17 protein-coding genes are annotated in these 16,812 nt (G+C 72.7%); 9 read left to right on the top strand and 8 right to left on the bottom strand.

Features of this window, described 5'->3' with window-relative positions; genetic code table 11:
• Positions 1-277 precede the first annotated feature (277 nt).
• The 4 genes from KME79_RS45780 (at position 278) to KME79_RS37535 (ending at position 3,835) form a co-directional block, all read left to right on the top strand.
• Positions 278-2,047, top strand: coding sequence for a CHAP domain-containing protein (locus tag KME79_RS45780; protein WP_246641090.1), 1,770 nt, complete (start codon positions 278-280; stop codon positions 2,045-2,047).
• A gap of 129 nt (positions 2,048-2,176) precedes the next feature.
• The gene (locus KME79_RS37545; protein ID WP_219550211.1) at positions 2,177-2,674 is read left to right on the top strand and encodes a cupin domain-containing protein; all 498 of its coding nucleotides are present in this window, start codon (positions 2,177-2,179) and stop codon (positions 2,672-2,674) included.
• On the top strand, positions 2,674-3,318 hold the full coding sequence (locus tag KME79_RS37540; RefSeq protein WP_219550209.1) for an ArsR/SmtB family transcription factor: 645 nt from the start codon (positions 2,674-2,676) through the stop codon (positions 3,316-3,318). Before KME79_RS37545 ends, KME79_RS37540 begins: the two co-directional genes overlap by 1 nt.
• A gap of 79 nt (positions 3,319-3,397) precedes the next feature.
• On the top strand, positions 3,398-3,835 hold the full coding sequence (locus KME79_RS37535) for a DUF4149 domain-containing protein (protein WP_219550207.1): 438 nt from the start codon (positions 3,398-3,400) through the stop codon (positions 3,833-3,835).
• 4 nt (positions 3,836-3,839) lie between these two features.
• On the opposite strand, the gene gdhA is transcribed toward KME79_RS37535, so the two are convergent.
• Positions 3,840-5,183, bottom strand: a complete 1,344-nt coding sequence (gdhA, locus tag KME79_RS37530) for an NADP-specific glutamate dehydrogenase (protein ID WP_148033685.1) — start codon at positions 5,181-5,183, stop codon at positions 3,840-3,842.
• Between the two features lie 117 nt (positions 5,184-5,300).
• Positions 5,301-7,508 carry an MMPL family transporter gene (locus tag KME79_RS37525; protein ID WP_219550205.1) on the bottom strand — a complete coding sequence of 736 codons (2,208 nt, stop codon included), beginning with the start codon at positions 7,506-7,508 and terminating at the stop codon, positions 5,301-5,303.
• A gap of 96 nt (positions 7,509-7,604) precedes the next feature.
• Between KME79_RS37525 and KME79_RS37520 the strand changes: the two genes are divergently transcribed.
• Positions 7,605-8,141: a TetR/AcrR family transcriptional regulator gene (locus KME79_RS37520; protein WP_246641089.1), complete on the top strand. Its 537-nt coding sequence runs from the start codon at positions 7,605-7,607 to the stop codon at positions 8,139-8,141.
• Here the strand turns inward: KME79_RS37520 and KME79_RS37515 are convergent, their stop codons facing one another.
• Both KME79_RS37515 and KME79_RS37510 read right to left on the bottom strand, forming a co-directional pair.
• Positions 8,142-8,396, bottom strand: a complete 255-nt coding sequence (locus KME79_RS37515; RefSeq protein ID WP_219550204.1) for a hypothetical protein — start codon at positions 8,394-8,396, stop codon at positions 8,142-8,144.
• Positions 8,397-8,483: 87 nt separating this feature from the next.
• Complete coding sequence (locus KME79_RS37510) at positions 8,484-9,077, bottom strand: TetR/AcrR family transcriptional regulator (protein ID WP_219550202.1); 594 nt, start codon at positions 9,075-9,077, stop codon at positions 8,484-8,486.
• Positions 9,078-9,152: 75 nt separating this feature from the next.
• On the opposite strand from KME79_RS37510, the gene KME79_RS37505 reads away from it, so the two are divergent.
• Positions 9,153-10,148, top strand: coding sequence for an SDR family NAD(P)-dependent oxidoreductase (locus tag KME79_RS37505; RefSeq protein WP_219550200.1), 996 nt, complete (start codon positions 9,153-9,155; stop codon positions 10,146-10,148).
• Positions 10,149-10,174: 26 nt separating this feature from the next.
• On the opposite strand, the gene KME79_RS37500 is transcribed toward KME79_RS37505, so the two are convergent.
• The 3 genes from KME79_RS37500 to KME79_RS37490 all read right to left on the bottom strand — a co-directional run bounded on the left by KME79_RS37500 (position 10,175) and on the right by KME79_RS37490 (position 14,478).
• Complete coding sequence (locus tag KME79_RS37500) at positions 10,175-12,364, bottom strand: serine/threonine-protein kinase (protein ID WP_219550199.1); 2,190 nt, start codon at positions 12,362-12,364, stop codon at positions 10,175-10,177.
• A 108-nt stretch (positions 12,365-12,472) separates the two neighbouring features.
• Positions 12,473-13,894: a serine/threonine-protein kinase gene (locus KME79_RS37495; protein ID WP_219550197.1), complete on the bottom strand. Its 1,422-nt coding sequence runs from the start codon at positions 13,892-13,894 to the stop codon at positions 12,473-12,475.
• A 20-nt stretch (positions 13,895-13,914) separates the two neighbouring features.
• Positions 13,915-14,478 (bottom strand): TetR/AcrR family transcriptional regulator, encoded by a 564-nt coding sequence (locus KME79_RS37490; RefSeq protein WP_148033692.1) that lies wholly within the window; start codon positions 14,476-14,478, stop codon positions 13,915-13,917.
• A 62-nt stretch (positions 14,479-14,540) separates the two neighbouring features.
• On the opposite strand from KME79_RS37490, the gene KME79_RS37485 reads away from it, so the two are divergent.
• On the top strand, positions 14,541-15,074 hold the full coding sequence (locus KME79_RS37485; protein WP_219550195.1) for a hypothetical protein: 534 nt from the start codon (positions 14,541-14,543) through the stop codon (positions 15,072-15,074).
• On the opposite strand, the gene KME79_RS37480 is transcribed toward KME79_RS37485, so the two are convergent.
• Positions 15,034-15,498: a MarR family winged helix-turn-helix transcriptional regulator gene (locus tag KME79_RS37480; RefSeq protein ID WP_219550193.1), complete on the bottom strand. Its 465-nt coding sequence runs from the start codon at positions 15,496-15,498 to the stop codon at positions 15,034-15,036. The genes KME79_RS37485 and KME79_RS37480 overlap by 41 nt on opposite strands.
• A 78-nt stretch (positions 15,499-15,576) precedes the next feature.
• Between KME79_RS37480 and KME79_RS37475 the strand changes: the two genes are divergently transcribed.
• Together KME79_RS37475 and KME79_RS37470 are read left to right on the top strand one after the other, a co-directional pair.
• Positions 15,577-16,386, top strand: coding sequence for a HipA family kinase (locus KME79_RS37475; protein ID WP_219550191.1), 810 nt, complete (start codon positions 15,577-15,579; stop codon positions 16,384-16,386).
• Positions 16,383-16,760 (top strand): DUF3037 domain-containing protein, encoded by a 378-nt coding sequence (locus KME79_RS37470; RefSeq protein ID WP_219550189.1) that lies wholly within the window; start codon positions 16,383-16,385, stop codon positions 16,758-16,760. Before KME79_RS37475 ends, KME79_RS37470 begins: the two co-directional genes overlap by 4 nt.
• Positions 16,761-16,812: the final 52 nt, after the last annotated feature.

The following is a 16,812-nucleotide window of genomic DNA, read 5'->3' as shown; positions in this document are numbered from 1 at the left end:
GTAACGAAGTAGTCACATAGATCTTTTGGGATTAAATCCTCTTTGGGGCGTTCCATCCGGAAGACTGCTGACCTGCCGGTTGAAGCAGAGGATCTCGTGACGATTTCTTGACGCAGGCTTGACCTGGCCATCCGTGACGGTAGCCTCCTTCATCACGGATGACTACTGGTATCCGGTTTCGACACAAGTGTCCCGGGGTTCCCCGCTGTACCCCTGGTCGCTCGGACGTAACCGGTCTCCTGGAAGGATTGGCCCCCGCACTTCCATGACCCCAGAGATGCGGAAGTTCATCGAGCTTCTCGAGAGCCAGCTCGGCTACTCGGAGAAGTCCGGTGCGTACACCAAGTTCGGCAACTGGTACGGCGAGAACATCGAGTTCGACGCCGACTACAGCTCCGCCCCGTGGTGCGACATGTTCCTGGGCTGGGCTGCGACCAAGCTCGGGTACGAGGAGTGGATGGGCCAGTTCGCCTGGACCGTGGCGCACGCCAAGTGGTTCAGGAAGCAGGACGCCTGGGGCACCAAGCCGGAGCCGGGCGCGTTCGTCTTCTTCGACTGGGGCGGCTCCGACAGCATCGCCCGGATCGACCACGTCGGCGTGGTGACCAAGGTCGCGGGCGGCCGCATCCACACCATCGAGGGCAACATCGACGGCGGGGTCGCCAAGCGCAAGGTGCGTGACACCGGCAAGGTCGTCGGCTACGGATACCCGTGGAAGATCAAGGAGCGGCTGGACGCCGAGGCGGCCCAGAAGGCGGCGGACGAGGCCGCGGCCATGGAGGCCAAGGCCGGGGTCGGCACACAGGACGGCAGCGGGCTCGCCATCGTGGTCCCGCACGTCGAGCTGGACGGACAGCCGAAGGTCCCGTCGGCCACCCGCCCCGAGAAGGAACAGAAGAAGAAGGACGCGACCCCGCCGAAGGCCGGGAAGTCCGACACCGGGAAGAAGGCCGAGCCCGCCCCCAAGGCCGTCCCCGGCGCCGCCGACTCTCCCGCGCCGAAGTCCGGCAAGCACGCCAAGCCCACCACGGCCGACACCAGCGCCGTCACGACCGGCCCGCTGCCCGTCATCACGGACGCCTCCGCCACCTCCCCGTCCGTCACGGTCGACTCCCCCGCGCTGCTCACCTCCGCGCTGGTGGCCGCCCTCGCCGTGCTTGCGGTGGCCAAGGCCAAGACGTTGCGGCTGCGGCCCGCCACGGCCGGAGCGGCGGTCGCGCAGGAGTCCGCGTCCCGCTCCCACCGCCGCCGCAAGTCACGCAAGCAGGCCCGTACCGCGTCCTCTCGCCCGCTGCAGGAGCCGATGGAGCTGGAGGCGCCACGGCCGCTGGTCGACGTCGCGGAGCCGGTCACCGCGCTCAGGTCACTGCGGGCGCTGTTCCCCCACGAGCCGATCGTCATCCCGGAGGCGACCAGCGAGTTCGACGCCTTCTCCCGCCCGCGCCGGCCCGCCCCGGCGCCCGAGCGGCCGATCACGCTCGTCTGGGAGGACGACGGCTCGACCCGCCGGCTCATCACCGACACGGGGCCGATCGAGATCCCGCGCGAGCCGGGGCTGTACGAGCTGCCCGACCCCTACAGCGCCTTCCACCTCCTGGGCGGCGCGTCCGGACCGTTCCCGATCCGCGAGGAGCCGGTCCTCCCCCTCGCCTCCGCCGACGCCCACCCCGGCCGCCGCCGCCTCGACCACCCGGCCGCACCGTCCCGCGTCCGCCCGGAGGAGCGTCCCACGGCGGACACACCCCTGCGCGGCCGCCGCCACCGGCAGTCCGTCGACATCCAGCGCCTGGAGCCGTTCGTCCCGGACGCCCCGCTCCGCGGCCGCCGCCACCGCCCGCACGACCCGGCTCACGGCACCCAGCACCCCCGCACCCACGCAGCGTCCCAGAATGCCCCGTACGAGCCCGCAGGCCCGATCTCCACACGGACGTACGAGCCCGCCCTGACCGGCACCCCACGCTCAGCCGACCGCGCGCCCGCCGCCCGGGACATCCGCGGCAACGCCGATGGCCGCAGAGGCCCCCGCCGAGGCCGCCACCGCGCCTGACCCCCCGGCGCCCTCGTCCGGACGCGCCTTCCGCGGGCCACGGCCGCCCGGCCGTCGATCATTTCCCCCTTCCGCACCGACCCGTCAGCCGTTAATCTAAAGAACGTTAGAAAACGAGAGGAGCCCCCCATGTCCTACCCAGACGCGCGCTACCTCGACGAGAACGGCGAGGCCAGCGGACGGCTGCGACGCACCACCCAGGGCCCGGACCTGGTGATCGGCAAGGACCCCGGAACGCAGGTGCACTACCTGGGCACCGGCGAGTCCACCAACGGCGCGTTCGGCCTGTACCGGTGGGAGATGGGCCCGCGCCCCGGCGGCCCGCAGCCGCACTTCCACCGCACCATGACCGAGTCGTTCTACGTCCTGTCCGGATCGGTGCGGCTCTACAACGGCAAGGAATGGGCCGACGGAAACGCCGGCGACTTCCTGTTCGTCCCCGAGGGCGGCATCCACGGCTTCAGGAACGAGTCAGGCGAGCCCGCCTCGATGCTGATCCTCTTCACCCCCGGCGCCCCGCGCGAGGCGTACTTCGAGGAGCTGGCCGCCATCGCCGCCGAGGAGCGGCAGCTCAGCCCCGAGGAGTGGACCGAGCTGTACCGCCGCCACGACCAGTACATGGTCTGATGTTCCCCGAGGAGCCCGTCTACCAGCAGCTCGCCCGCATCGGCAAGGCGCTGGCCAGCCCGGTGCGGCTGCGCCTGCTCGACGTGCTGGACCAGCAGGAGCGCACCGTCGAGGAGCTGGCGCGGGAGGCGGGCGTCCCGCTGAAGAACACGTCCGCCCAGCTCCAGCAGTTGCGCGCCGCCCAGCTGGTGACCGCCAGGAAGGAGGGCACCCGGGTCTACTACCGGCTGGCCGACGAGCGGGTGTCGCGGTTCCTGGGCGCGTTCCAGGGGTTCGCCCAGGACCGGCTGGCCGACCTGCGGGACGCGGTGGCCGACCTGCTGGGCTCGTACGAGACGGTGACGGCGGACGAGCTGGCCGCCAGGCTGGCGGACCCGGCGACTCTCGTGCTCGACGTGCGCTCGCCCGGCGCCTTCGCCGCCGGACACGTGCCGGGCGCGGTGTCGGTGCCGCTGCGCGAGCTGGAGGAGCGCCTGGGCGAGCTGCCCGGCGGCAAGGAGATCATCGCCTACTGCGGCGGCCCCTACTGCGTGGTGTCGCCGCGCGCGGTCGAGCTGCTGCGCGGGCACGGCTTCCGGGCCCGGCCGCTGGAGGGCGGGCTCACCGCGTGGCGGCGGTCGGGACGGGCCGTGCGGGGACTTTAGTCCTGCCCGCCACGGCCTTTGGGCCCGTCCCCTTTCCCGCCGGGGGACAGTACCGTGAGGCGGCGGAGGTGGTGGCGGAGTGACCTGGTGGGCGGTGGTGCGCTTCCTGCACGTGCTGTCGGCCGCGCTGTGGGTCGGCGGGCAGCTCACGGTCTCGCTGGTGGTGCTGCCGCTGGCCCGCCGCATCCTGGACGAGGAGCGGCGCGGCCAGGTGATGAACGCGGTCGGGCGGCGGTTCGGCATGTTCACCGGCGCGGTGTTCCTGCCCCTGCAGATCGGCACCGGCGTGGCCATCGCCTGGCACAAGGGCGTCACCTGGGAGTCGCTCGCCGAGCCCGGCTACGGCCGGATCCTGGCCGCCAAGCTGGCGTTGTTCGCCGCGGTCATGGCGGCCGCGGCCCTGCACGGCTGGGCCACCGGCGCCGGGCGGCGCGGTTTCGCCCGCGCCATGGCGGTGACGTCGCTGGTCGGGTCCGTCGGCGTGATCCTGCTGGCCACCGCCCTGCCCGCGACCTAGACCCTCAGATCAGCCCCAGCGCGAGCATCGCGTCCGCCACCCGGCGGAACCCGTCGATGTTGGCGCCGGCCACGTAGTTGCCGGGCATCCCGTACTCGTCGGCGGTCTCGAGGCAGCGGTCGTGGATGTCGCTCATGATCTCCTGCAGCCGGTGCTCGGTGGACTCGAAGCTCCACGAGTCGCGGCTGGCGTTCTGCTGCATCTCCAGGGCGCTGGTGGCGACGCCGCCGGCGTTGGCGGCCTTGCCCGGCCCGAAGGCGACGCCCGCCTCCAGGAACACCTTGATGCCCTCGGGCGTGGTCGGCATGTTGGCGCCCTCGCCCACCGCGACGCAGCCGTTCTCGACCATGACGGCGGCGTCGCGGCCGGTGATCTCGTTCTGCGTGGCGGACGGCATCGCCACCTCGCACGGCACGTCCCACACGCTGCCGCCCGGCACGAACGTCACGTGGTCGCCGCGGCGTGCCGCGTACGCCTCCAGCCGGCCGCGCTCCACCTGCTTGACCTGCTTGAGCAGGTCGAGGTCGATGCCCTTCTCGTCCACGACGTAACCGGAGGAGTCGGAGCAGGCCACCACCACGCCGCCGAGCTGCTCGACCTTCTCGATCGTGTAGACGGCGACGTTGCCGGCGCCGGACACCACGACCCGCTTGCCGTCGAAGGACGTGCCGCGCGACTTGAGCATCTCCTCCACGAAGAACGCGCACCCGTAGCCGGTGGCCTCGGTGCGTACCTGCGCTCCCCCGTACACCAGGCCCTTGCCCGTGATCACGCCGGACTCGTAGCGGTTGGTGATGCGCTTGTACTGGCCGAACAGGAAGCCGATCTCGCGTCCGCCGACGCCGATGTCGCCCGCGGGCACGTCGGTGTACTCGCCGATGTGCCGGTAGAGCTCGGTCATGAAGCTCTGGCAGAACCGCATCACCTCACGGTCCGAGCGCCCCTTCGGGTCGAAGTCGGAGCCGCCCTTGCCGCCGCCGATGGGCAGGCCGGTGAGGCTGTTCTTGAAGATCTGCTCGAACCCGAGGAACTTCACGATGCCGAGGTAGACCGACGGGTGGAAACGCAGACCACCCTTGTACGGGCCGAGCGCGCTGTTGAACTCGACCCGGAAGCCGCGGTTGATGTGGACCTCGCCGCGGTCGTCCTCCCACGGCACACGGAAGATGATCTGCCGCTCGGGCTCGCAGATGCGCTCGATGATCTTCGACTCGGCGTACTCGGGGTGCTTGCCGAGAACCGGGCCGACGCTCTCCAGCACCTCCCGCACCGCCTGGTGGAACTCGATCTCCCCCGGGTTACGGCGCAGGACGTTGTCATAGATCGACGACAGTTTCTCGTGCAACACGGACTCTCCCAGCTTATGTGCGATACGCGTCCTCACCTTACGAGGAAGCCTCCTGTGAGTCGTACGCGCCCCCCGCAGTGACCTGCGACTACCCGGCACGGCCGGTAAGAATCCAGGTCAGGCGCCCGCACCCACCCTGGGCCGGTCGGCCCGCACCGGCGGCGCGGGCTCCTCCTCGTGCCCCTCCACCGACAGGTTCGGCAGCAGCCGGTCCAGCCAGCGCGGGCACCACCAGTTGGCCCGCCCCAGCAGCACCATGGTCGCCGGCACCAGGAATCCTCTGATCAGCGTGGCGTCCACGGCGATCGCCACCGCGAGGCCGACGCCGAACGTCTTCACCATCGAGTCGGGGTACGCGATGAACGCGGTGAACACCGCCACCATGATCAGCGCCGCCGACGTGATGACCCGCCCGGTCGACCCCAGCCCCTCGGCCACCGCCCTGGCGTTGTCGCCGTGCTTCAGGTACGCCTGCCGGACCGCCGTCAGCAGGAAGACCTCGTAGTCCATCGACAGCCCGAACAGCACCGCGAACAGCATCAGCGGCACGTAACTCTCGATCGGCACCGAGAAGAACAGCGCCTGCACGTACGACGCGTTCACGGGCGGGTCCATGCCCACCAGCCCGCTGCCCACGCCGAAGGAGAACACCGCCGCCAGCGCGCCGAACGCGGCGCCGAGCGAGATGAGGTTCATCAGCGCCGCCTTGATCGCCACCACCGGCGCCCGGAACGCCAGCAGCAACAGCAGGGCGCTGAGCAGCACGACGACGCCGATGACGAGCGGGGTGCGCTCGGTCAGCCGGTCGGCGGCGTCGGTGAGCGCGGCGACCTCGCCTCCCACGTGCACCTCCAGCCCGTCGCCGTCGAACGTCCTGATTTCGCGTACGAGGTCGGCGGCGCGCGGGTCGCTGGGCGGGTAGTCGGGGATGACCTGGATCATGGCCGCCCGCCCGGCGTCGTTCAGCTTGGGCTCGGCCACGTGGGCGACGCCGCCGAGGTCCCCGATCCGGTCGGCGAGCCGCTCGGCGGCGGCCTCGGTGACCTCGCCCCGCCCGCTCGCCACCACGGTCAACGGCCCGGTGCTGCCGGGCCCGAACCCGACCGACATCAGCTCGTACGCCCGCCGCGGCTCCGACCCGTGCGCGCCGTACCCGTCGTCGAGCGTCCCGAGCTTGAGCGAGAGAGCGGGCGCGGCGAGCGCGGCCAGCACGAGCACGCTGACGACGAGCACCCGCCACGGCCGCCGCGCGACCCACATGCCGAGCGCGGTCCACCCCGACGACTCCGGCCGCCGGCCGAGGAACGGCACCTTCAGCGCGTTCACCCCGTGGCCCAGCAGTCCGAGCTGGGCCGGCACGAGCGTGATCGCCGTGAGCACGGCCATCACGACGGAGATGCCGGTGATCCAGCCGAGCGTGGCCAGCAGCGGGAACCCGGCGAACATGAGCGCGGTGAGCGCGATGACGACCGTGCCGCCCGCGAACACCACCGCCCCGCCCGAACTGGACACCGCCCCACGCACCGCCTGCTGGACGGGCAGGCCCGAGGCGAGCAGCCGGCGGTAGCGCGACAGCAGGAACAGCGCGTAGTCGATGCCCACGCCGAGGCCGATCATCGTGGCCATGATCCCGGCCTGCTTCGGCACGTCCATGACATGCCCGAGCAGCCCGATCACGCCCAGTCCCGTGGCCACGCTGACCAGCGCGGTGAAGATCGGCACGAGCGCGGCCGTGAGCGTGCCGAACGCGAAGATCAGCACCAGCAGGGCGCAGATCACGCCGATGATCTCACTTGGCCCGGTCTTGATCTCCTTGTCGGCGGGCGTCGAGCTGTCGTTCGCGACGACCTCCAGCCCCGCGTCGCGGGCCGGCTCGGCGGCCGCGGAGATCCGCTGCGTGTTCTCGGCCACCTTGCTGCTGTCGTGGCCCTCCAGCCGCACGGTGATGACGCCGATCTGCAGGTTCGAGGCGATGCCGCCCTGCCGGAACGGCGAGTCGGCCTCCTTGACGTGCTCCTGCTCGCGGATGTTCGCGACCGCGTCCTCGACGGCCCCCTTGCGCGGCTCCTCGATGAGCGGCCCGTCCGGGGAGTAGACGATGAGCTGTACGGTGCCGCCGGGCTGGAACCCCGGCCCGAAACCGTCACGCATCAGGTCATGAGCGCGCTGGGCGTCCGTGCCGGGGATGCTCACCTCGGTGCTGACGGGACTGCCCAGCACCAGGCTGCCGCCCATCGCGGCCACGGCCAGCGTCACCCATAAGGCCAGAACGGCCCTCCCGTGCCGGGCGCACCAGCCACCGAGCCAGCCCAGAAAGCGCGCCATCGCGACCCCCAGCCTCGAACGCCCGTCCTGTACGGTCGTACAGCACTACGATAAAGGGCGATAAAAGGGGGAAGGTTGCGCGAACCCGGAAATGAGATGATGACCACAGCCGACGACACCCGCAGCCGCATCCTGGCCGCCGCCCGCGAGCTCTTCGCCGAGCGCGGCTACGCCAACACTTCCCTGGCCGACATCGCCGCCGCCGTGGGCCTGACCAAGACCGCGATCGCGTACCACTTCCACCCCAAGGACAGGCTCGCCGCCGAGCTCATCGCCCCGGCGGCGGAGGACATGATCGCCCTGCTGGGCGCCGACTTCGCGGGCGACCGCCGGGCTTTCGTGACGGCGCTGGCCGGCTTCATGGTGCGGCACCGGGCGGTGATGCGGCTCTTCATGGAGGACCTCGGCACCGCCGACGCCGCCCCTCCGGGCTCGACGGGCGAGGCGGTCAGGACCTTCCGCGACGAGATCTACCTCAAGCTCGTCGGCCCCCGTCCGGACGAGGCCGCGACGGTGCGCGGCTGGGCCGTGCTCGGCGCCCTGCAGTCGGCCGTCGTGCACACCATGGACCTCCCCCAGGACGAGGTCCACGCCACCCTCCTGCGGGCCGCCCTCGCCATCGAAGACCTCTAGTCAGTCGAAGAGCTCGTCGACGGTGGCGACGCTCATCGCACGAACGAGCCACGTGTCGAGCCGCGCCACCTCGGCGCACCCCTCGATCCGCGCCCGCGCCGCCTCGTCCACGGCCACCCCCCTGCGCTCCAGCAGCAGCAGAATCGACCTCGTCTCCCCGCGGACCTGCCCTTCCTCGCGCCCCTTCGCCCGCCCTTCCTCCCGCAACTGCTGGGCGAACTCGGACTGGTAACGGTACGTCCCGGTGGACATCATCTTCCTCCAGAGCTGCCGGGCTTCAGTGTCGCAGAGGCGTGTGGGAGCGCACCTCGTTTCGGACTTCTCCTCCAGAAACGAGCCGCGTCACTTCGGCAGGTGGGTGGCGGCGGTGGCCGGGGCCTTCAGCATGGCCTCGCGGACCTGCGTCGGTGAAAGGCCGTGGCGCAGGGCGACGACCGCGGCGGCGCTGACCGCGCCGATCGCCGCGCCGGCGACGGCCGCCGCCGCCACGGGGTCCAGCTCGTCCGGGTAGGCGTGGTGGAGCGCGTCGGCCAGGGCGGTCTGGGCGGTGGCCATGCGCTGCAGCAGCCGCGCCTGGACCGCCGGCTCGGTGGCCACGAGCCGGGCGCGGGCGGCGGCCAGGCCGGTCGGGAGGTCCTTCGCGGAGGCGTCGGCGACCATCGCGCCGATCGCCCGGACCAGCGCGTCACCCGGAGTCTCGCCGGGCCGCCGGTCGCCGAGCGCCGCGACGCCCAGCTCCACCCTGGGGACGCTGTTGGCCAGCAGCACGTCCTCCTTGGCCGCGAAGTGCAGGAAGAACGTGCGCGTCGAGAGCTGGGCCGCGGCGGCGATCTGCGCGACCGTCGTCCGCTCGTACCCCTTCTCCTCGAACAGCCGGACGGCGGCCTCGACCAGCGCCTCCCGGGTTCGTTCCTTCTTCGCCTCACGCAGCCCCATGCCCGCGACTTTACTACATCGCATGTATTGCTACATTGAGTGTATTAATGCACGAGTGCAGCGAAAGGAGCTGTCATGGGCACCCTGGACGGACGGGTCGCGCTCATCACCGGCGCGGGACGCGGGATCGGCAGGCAGGAGGCGCTCTTCTTCGCCTCCGAGGGAGCGAAGGTCGTGGTCAACGACCCGGGCGTCACGCCGGAGGGCACCGGCGGCGACGCGAGCGTGGCGGGGGCCGTGGCCGACGAGATCAGGGCCGCCGGAGGCCAGGCCGTGGCCAGCACCGACGACGTCACCGACTGGGACGGGGCCAGGCGGATGGTCCAGACCGCGGTGGAGACGTTCGGCGATCTGGACGTGGTGGTCAACAACGCCGCCATCCACCGCAGGCGGGCGCTCGTGAACATGACGGAGGACGAGTTCGACGCCGTGCTGGCGGTGCACCTCAAGGGGACGTTCGCGGTCACCAGGTGGGCCGCCCGCCACTGGCGCGACCAGGGGGACACCCGCGACCGCGCGGTGGTCAACACCGTGTCCGCGTCGGGGCTGCTGCTGCCCGGCATCACGCAGGGCAACTACGCCGCGGCCAAGGCCGGCATCGCGGCCCTGACCACCGCCCACGCCGTGGAGCTCGCCCGGTACGGGGTGCGGGTCAACGCCGTGTCCCCGTCCATGGCCCGTACCCGGCTCACCGAAGGCGTCCCCGGGATGTCCGGCCCGCCGGACGTACCCGAAATGTCCGGCCCGCCGGCCGGCGCGTTCGACCCGCTCGACCCGGCGCTGACGGCTCACGTCGCGGCCTACCTGGCCACACCGGGGTGCCCGGTCAACGGGCAGGTGCTGGCGGTACGGGGGACGTCCGTAACAGTCCTGAACGGGTGGAGCGCCGGCGAGAGCGTGACCAAGGACGGCGCGCCCTGGACGGTCGCCGAACTCGGCGAGGCCATGGCGGCGTGTCCCCGGCGGGACCCGCTGGCGGAGGCCGTGGCGATGGTGGGAGGCAGTCTCGGCGACGGCAACCGCGACAAACTGCTGGCCATGGTCGACGCCATGCTCGCCGACCCCCGCTGACCCGGCCCCGGCGAGGAGAGGCCCGGTCAGGGCTCGGTCGACGGTTCCGGGGTGGGGGTGGGAGTGGGCTCGGTGGGGTCGGGGCCGTCGGGAGGCCGGGCGCCGACCGTGATCGAGACGCGGGCGCCGGGTTCGGCGCAGGTGCCAGGGGCGGGGTCCTGGGCGATGGCGACGTTCCACTGGGACTCGTCCTCGACCACCTGCGTGCGTACCACCGGGACGAGGCCGGCGGCGCGGAGGGCCGCGAGCGCGCCGTCGCGCGGCTGACCGGCCACCGGGGGCACGGGGGCGCCGCGGCGGGCCACGACCAGCGCGACCGCGGTGCCGCCCGAGACCCTGGCGCCCGCCTCCGGGGCCGTGGACAGGACCTGGCCGTCCGGCTTCGCCGCGCAGGAGGTGGAGACCTTGCCCACCTTCAGGCCGGCGCCGGTGACCGCCGCCTCGGCCGCCTCGCGCCGCTCGCCGGTGACCGCGGGCACCTTCACCCCCGCCGACACCTCCAGCGCGACGGCCGAGCCCTTGGCGACGTGGGTGCCGGCGGCCGGTCGGGAGGCGAGCACCTGGCCGATCTTCCGCGGTGAGTCGGCCTTGGTGATGTCGCCGACGCTGAGCCCGGCGCGTTCGAGCGCCCTGACGGCGGCGGCCCGGGAGAGCCCGGCCAGGGCAGGCACGGCGATCTCCACCGGTTTCCGGACGGGCGGCTCCTTCGACGCCGGGGTCCGGTCGTCCTGCGAACGTTCCTCCGTCGGCGGCCGCTCCTTGGCGGGCTGGTCGTCGGCCGCCTGTCCGGACGGCTCGGCGGTGGGTCCGGAGGTCGGCGTACCGGCCCGTACCCGCATGCCGTCCTCCCTGAACAGCGGCACGAACAGGCTCACCAGCACAGCCGCGGTCACCAGCAACGCCCCGACCACCGCCAGCCCTGCCTTCCCCAGCGCCCGCCGCGGCGACCCGGGCCCGCCCGTCCCCACCCGCGAACCACCCTCACGCCCCGGCGGCCCGGCCGTGTACGGTCCGGGCGGAGCCGTTCCTACCCGCTCGGGTGGGGCGGGCTCGCGTGGCACCCGTTCGACGGGATACCCGGCGGGTGACCCGCGATAGGCGGCGCCGCCCAGCCTCGGCCTCGCCTCCCGCCCAGAACCACCTGCCCCGGTGCCGCCTGCCGCCGGAGGCGATGCGTCGTCTCGGTCCCCTCCGGACGAAGGCCCGCCGTGATCGCTGCGGTCCTCCTCCGACCCGCCGTCACCTGGTCGGCTGGACGAGGGAGCGGGTGGTTCCGGCAGGTGGTAGTCGTCCGGGGTGCCCGTGGTCTCCGGCTCCGCGAGAGGGACCGGGCGGGAGTCGGCGACCGGCGGGCGGGGCGGAGGGACGGCACGGAGGATGTGCGGCGGAGGCGAGCGCAGCACCTCCGCCGGCACGCCTTCCGACGTACCCAGCAGTTCCAGCAACAAGTCCCGGCTGGTCGGCCGGTTCCTGGCGTCCTTGTCGAGGCACGCCTCCACCAGTGCCCTGAGCGGCCCTTCCAGGCTCCCCAGGTCGGGCGGCGCGGTGAGGATGCGGTGCAGCACCGGCGCCACCGAGTCCTGCCCGAACGGCGCCGTCCCGTTGGCGGCGAAGCAGATGGTGGCGCCCCACGAGAACACGTCCACCGCCCCGGTGACCGCGCTCGCGGTGATCTGCTCGGGAGCCATGTACGCGGGAGTGCCGACGCTCCTGTTGGACAGCGTGGCGGCCGCGTCGAGCGCCCTGGCCAGGCCGAAGTCGATGACCCGCGGCCCGTCGGGCCCGAGGAGCACGTTCTGCGGCTTGAAGTCGCGGTGCACGATGCCCGCGCGGTGGATCGCCGCGATGGCCGTGACGGTGCCGACGGCGAGCCGCTCCAGCCCGCCGCCGCGCCGCGGCCCGGTGAGCATGACCTCGCGGGCCAGCGAGGGCCCGTCGACGTACTCGCTGACGATGTACGGCCTGCCCTCGTCGAACCCGGCGTCCACCACCTGGGCGGTGCAGAACCTGGCCACGTGCTTGGCCAGCTCCACCTCCCGCAGGAACGCCCCGCGCCCGTCGCCCACCGGCCCGTGGAGCAGCTTGACCGCGTAGCTCTCTCCGGCGAGGGTGCCGAGGAACACCACACCCTGGCCGCCCTCGCCCAGACGCCCGGACAGCTCGTAGGGCCCGAGTGTCCGTGGATCCCCCGTCCTGAGCGGCTGCGCCGTTGGCACGGGGCGCCTCCCCTCGCCGCCACCCCACCTACCCTTCCCACTGAAGCAGCCGGTGGCGGAGAGTCAACGGCGGCCGGGCCATCGCCACCTGACCGTGACCGTTCGAGGTCAGGACGACCGGGCGACCTTGCCCGAATACGTCACTTCTTCCTCACCCTGGCGGGTGACCGTGATGACCATCTGGCCACTGTCGCCGATCGGCCGCATCCGGAGCGTTCCCGGATGGCACGCGGTGCCGGCGACGTGCAGCAGCTCGTACACGAGGTCGCCCACGGGCCGCAGGATGCCGGAGCAGTGCAGATCGGCGCCCCACCGCATGCTGGACTCCCCGCCGTCATCGAGCCGGATGTCGACGGGGAACACCCGCCCGGCGCTGGGATGCGTCGCCGAACCGGTCCAGCGCCCCGCCCGGCCCTCACCCTGCGGCCAGAGCACGAACGCGGCCACCGCGCACGCCGCCAGCAGGGCCGCGGCGACGACGGGCCACTTCGCTAATCGCCGCTTGACCGGCGGAGCCTGCCGTACGGGCGCGGCGGTGTCGACGAGCCGCGCGAGCGCCCGGCTCCCGGTGAGCTCGTGCCGGCCGGTCAGAGGCACCCGCCACGCCACGGTGGCCGGCCCGTCGGTGCCCGCGTCAGCGGATGGGACGGGCCGCGTGCCACCGGGCGGCACGGGACCGGAGGCGGACCCGAGCGCGGCCATGGCGCCCGAGGTCAGCACGTCGCCGGTGGCGTCCTGGCCGAGCAGGCGCCGCAGCACCTCCTCCGCGTCCGGCCGGTCGCCGGGCTCGGGCGCCAGGCAGGCGTCGACGATCGCCCTGAGCGGCCCGGACAGCGTGCCCAGGGCCGGCTTCCCGTACAGGATGCGCGCCATGACCTCCTGGACCGTCGCCGCCGTGAACGCGTGGCGGCCCGTGGCGGTGAAGGCGACGGTCAGCGCCCACGCGTAGAGGTCGGCGGGCGGCCCCGCGGGCTCGCCCTTGATGCGCTCGGGGGCGAGGTACGAGGGCGTCCCAACGGGGATCTTGCCGGTGGTCGCGGTGCCGTCCATCAGCCGGGAGACACCGAAGTCGATCACCCGCGGCCCGTCGAGGCTGAGCAGCACGTTGCCAGGCTTGAAGTCGCGGTGCACGACCCCGGCCCGGTGGATGGCGCCCAGGGCGGTGGCGGTGCCGATGGCCAGCCGGTGGAGCGAGCCGCCGGTGCGCGGGCCCTGCTCGGCGATGTGCTCGCGGAGCGAGACGCCGTCGACGTACTCGCTCACCAGGTAGGGCCGGTCGCCTTCGAGGTCGGCGTCGAGGAGCTGGGCGGTGCAGAAGGGCGCCACCCTGCGCACCGCCTCGACCTCGGCCAGGAACCGTCGCCGCACCGCCGGGTCGGCCGACAGGCTGGCGTGCAGCAGCTTGACCGCGACCTGCGCGCCCTGGCCGGTGTGGCCGAGGTAGACGACGCCCTGCCCGCCCTGGCCGAGCCGCGCCGAGAGCCGGTACGCGCCCAGCAGGCGCGGGTCATCGGCTCGGAGCTCGGACATAAGGCGTCATTATTGCAGGATCATGGAGGCCCGGACGGGTCGTTCCCGGTCAGCCCGAGCTCCGCCATGGCGAGACCGGCCAGGTCGTCGGGCATCTCCCGGATCGTCCCGATGCGCACGAGGGCGGCGACGCCGAGGTAACCGCCATAGGCGGCGAGCACCCGCCGGCGCGCCTCCTGCCGGGGCAGCCCGAGCTCGCGCAGCACACCCTCCATGTAGGCGAGGCGCCGCTCGCTCACCCGGCGCGCCACCTCACCGACCAGCGGGTCGTCGGCCTCGCTGATCAGCCGGAACGCGATCGCGGCGTCCCGTCCCTCGCCGAACGCCCGCTCCAGCAGCACGCGCATGCGCTCCAGCGGGTCGGCGACGTCCTCCAGCCGGGCGATGACCCGCTCGGTCTGCGCCTCCCAGCGCCGCAGCGCGGCCTCCAGCAGCGCCCGCCGGTTGGCGAAGTGCCAGTAGAAGCTGCCCTTGGACACGCCCAGCCGGGCGGCCACCGGCTCCACGGCGACGGCGGCGACGCCGCCTTCCGCCAGCGCGGCCAGGGCCGCCTCCGCCCAGTCGTCCGCACTCAGTCGTCCCACCCGGCCAGCCTTCCATACGGTGGCGTATAGTCCGAACCATACGCAACCGTACGGAGGCTCCCGTGGTCACCAGCGCCGCCCGGCTCATCCCCCGGCCTGACATGTCCGAACGGCACGCGATCCTCATCGACGCCTCCCGGGAGCGCGTGTGGGAGGCGCTCACCGGCATGAGCGCGGACGACGTCCCCCTGGCCAAGCCCCTCTTCGCCGCCAGGTCGCTGGTCTCCCGCCTGGTCCACGGCCGCACGCCGCAGCCCGGCCCCGGCTTCACCCCGCTGGTCGTGGACCCTGGCCGGGAGGTGGTGCTCGGCCTGATCGGCCAGTGGTGGCGGCTGGGCAGGTCGGAGGACGTGCCGGTCGGCTCGCTTGAGACATTCGAGGCGTTCGACCGGCCCGGATTCGCCAAGGGCACGTTCGCCTTCTCCTTGGCGGAGGAAGGCGGCCGCGTCCGGCTGACGACGGAGACGCGGGTGGTCGCCACCAGCCCCGACGCGCTGCGCGCCTTCCGCCCGTACTGGATCGTCATCCGGCCGGGCAGCGGGCTCATCCGCCGCCTCATCCTCTCGGCGGTGCGCTCCCGGGCTCTGCGGTCTTGAGGTTGTCCAGCATCCGCCGGAGCAGGCCGGCCATCTGAGCCATCTCCTCCCCCGAGAACCCGGCGAACACCCGCCGGCTGATCGCGCCGAATATCGGCGTCAGCTCCGGCACCAGCGCCTGGCCCTCGGAGGTGAGCTCGATGACGACGGACCTGCGGTCGCCGGGGTGCGGGACCCGCCGCAGCAGCCCTTTGGCCTGCAGCCGGTCCAGCAGCCTGGTCATGCCCGCGGTGTCGGTGCCCAGGTGGTGCTTGAGCTCACTGGGGGTGGCGTTGCCGGCGGCGGCGTTCCCCAGCAGGGCGGCCTGCTGCACGGTCAGTCCGTACGGCGCGAGCAGGCGTTCGGTCTCGGTGTTGAGCTCCCGCCCGACGAGGGCCAGCAGGGAGCCGCCCCCCAGCACGAGAGCGATCGAGGCTTCGGTCATGCGCCGATGATAGCTGTCGGAACACTTACTGTCCCAACAGGTATTTGCCCGAGCTGCTCGGCGCGATAGGTTTTGCGGGTGCTGGAACAGGTTGTGGCGACGCGTTACGTGACGCCGCTGCGCGAGGGCGGGTCGTTGCCCGGGGTGGTCGAGGGCGACGACCTCGGCACCTACGTGGTCAAGTTCCGGGAGGCCGGCCAGGGCCGCCGGGTCCTGGTCGCCGAGATCGTCGCCGGCGAGCTGGCCCGCCGCCTCGGCTTCCGCACCCCCGAGCTCAAGATCATCGACGTCGACCCGCAGCTCGGCGCCCGCGAGCCCGACGAGGAAGTACAGGACCTGCTCAAGGCGAGCGCGGGCCGCAACCTGGCGGTCGACTTCCTGCCGGGCGCGCTCGGCTTCGAGCCGCTCGCCTGGGCCCCCGACCCGGCCTTCGCGGCCCGGCTGGTCTGGTTCGACGGCCTGATCCACAACCTCGACCGCACCTGGCGCAACCCCAACCTGCTGCTCTGGCACGGCGACAGCTGGCTGATCGACCACGGCGCGGCGCTCTGGTTCCACCACAACTGGAAGACGGCCGACCCGCAGCGCCCGTTCGACGCGAGCGACCACGTGCTGGCCCCGTTCGTGGAGGGGGTCGAGGAGGCGGCCGCCGCCCTGTCCGCGCCGATCACCCGCGAGCTCCTGGAGGAGGTGACGGCGCTGGTGCCCGACGAGTGGCTCGACGGCGAGCCGGGCTTCGCCTCACCAGGAGCCGTGCGCGAGGCGTACGTCGATCATCTGCTGCGGCGCGCGCACGGTCCCGGCGGGTGGCTGACCAGCGCGGAGCCGAAGGCGCAGCGGCCGGGCCCGGGGTCGGTCGGCGAGTTCTGGCGAGGTGGGCGCGGGTGAGCAGGGACGTCTACGAGTACGCCGCGATCAGGGTGGTGCCGCGGGTGGAGCGCGGCGAGCTGATCAACGCGGGCGTGCTGCTCTACTGCCAGCCGCGCGCCTACCTGTGCGCGCGGGTCGAGCTGGACGCGTCCCGCCTGCGCGCCCTCGACCCCGGGGCCGACGTGGCGCGGGTCGAGGAGGCGCTGGGCGCTTACGAGCTGGCCTGCGGCGACGAGGCGGGCCCGCTGTCGGCCGAGTCGCTGGGCGGCAGGTTCCGCTGGCTGACCGCGCCCCGCAGCACGATCGTGCAGACCGGCCCGGTCCACGCCGGGCTCACCGCCGACCCGGAAGCCGAGCTGACGCGCCTGTTCGACAAGCTCGTCCGGATCTGACCCCCGCCCGGCCCTTCCCGCAGGGGACGAACGTACGTAAATGACGTAAAAT

Origin of the sequence: Nonomuraea harbinensis (assembly GCF_019396385.1) — a bacterium.
In the GTDB taxonomy this organism is placed as follows: Bacteria; Actinomycetota; Actinomycetes; order Streptosporangiales; family Streptosporangiaceae; genus Nonomuraea; species Nonomuraea ferruginea.
This window is presented reverse-complemented; position numbering and strand designations above follow the sequence as displayed.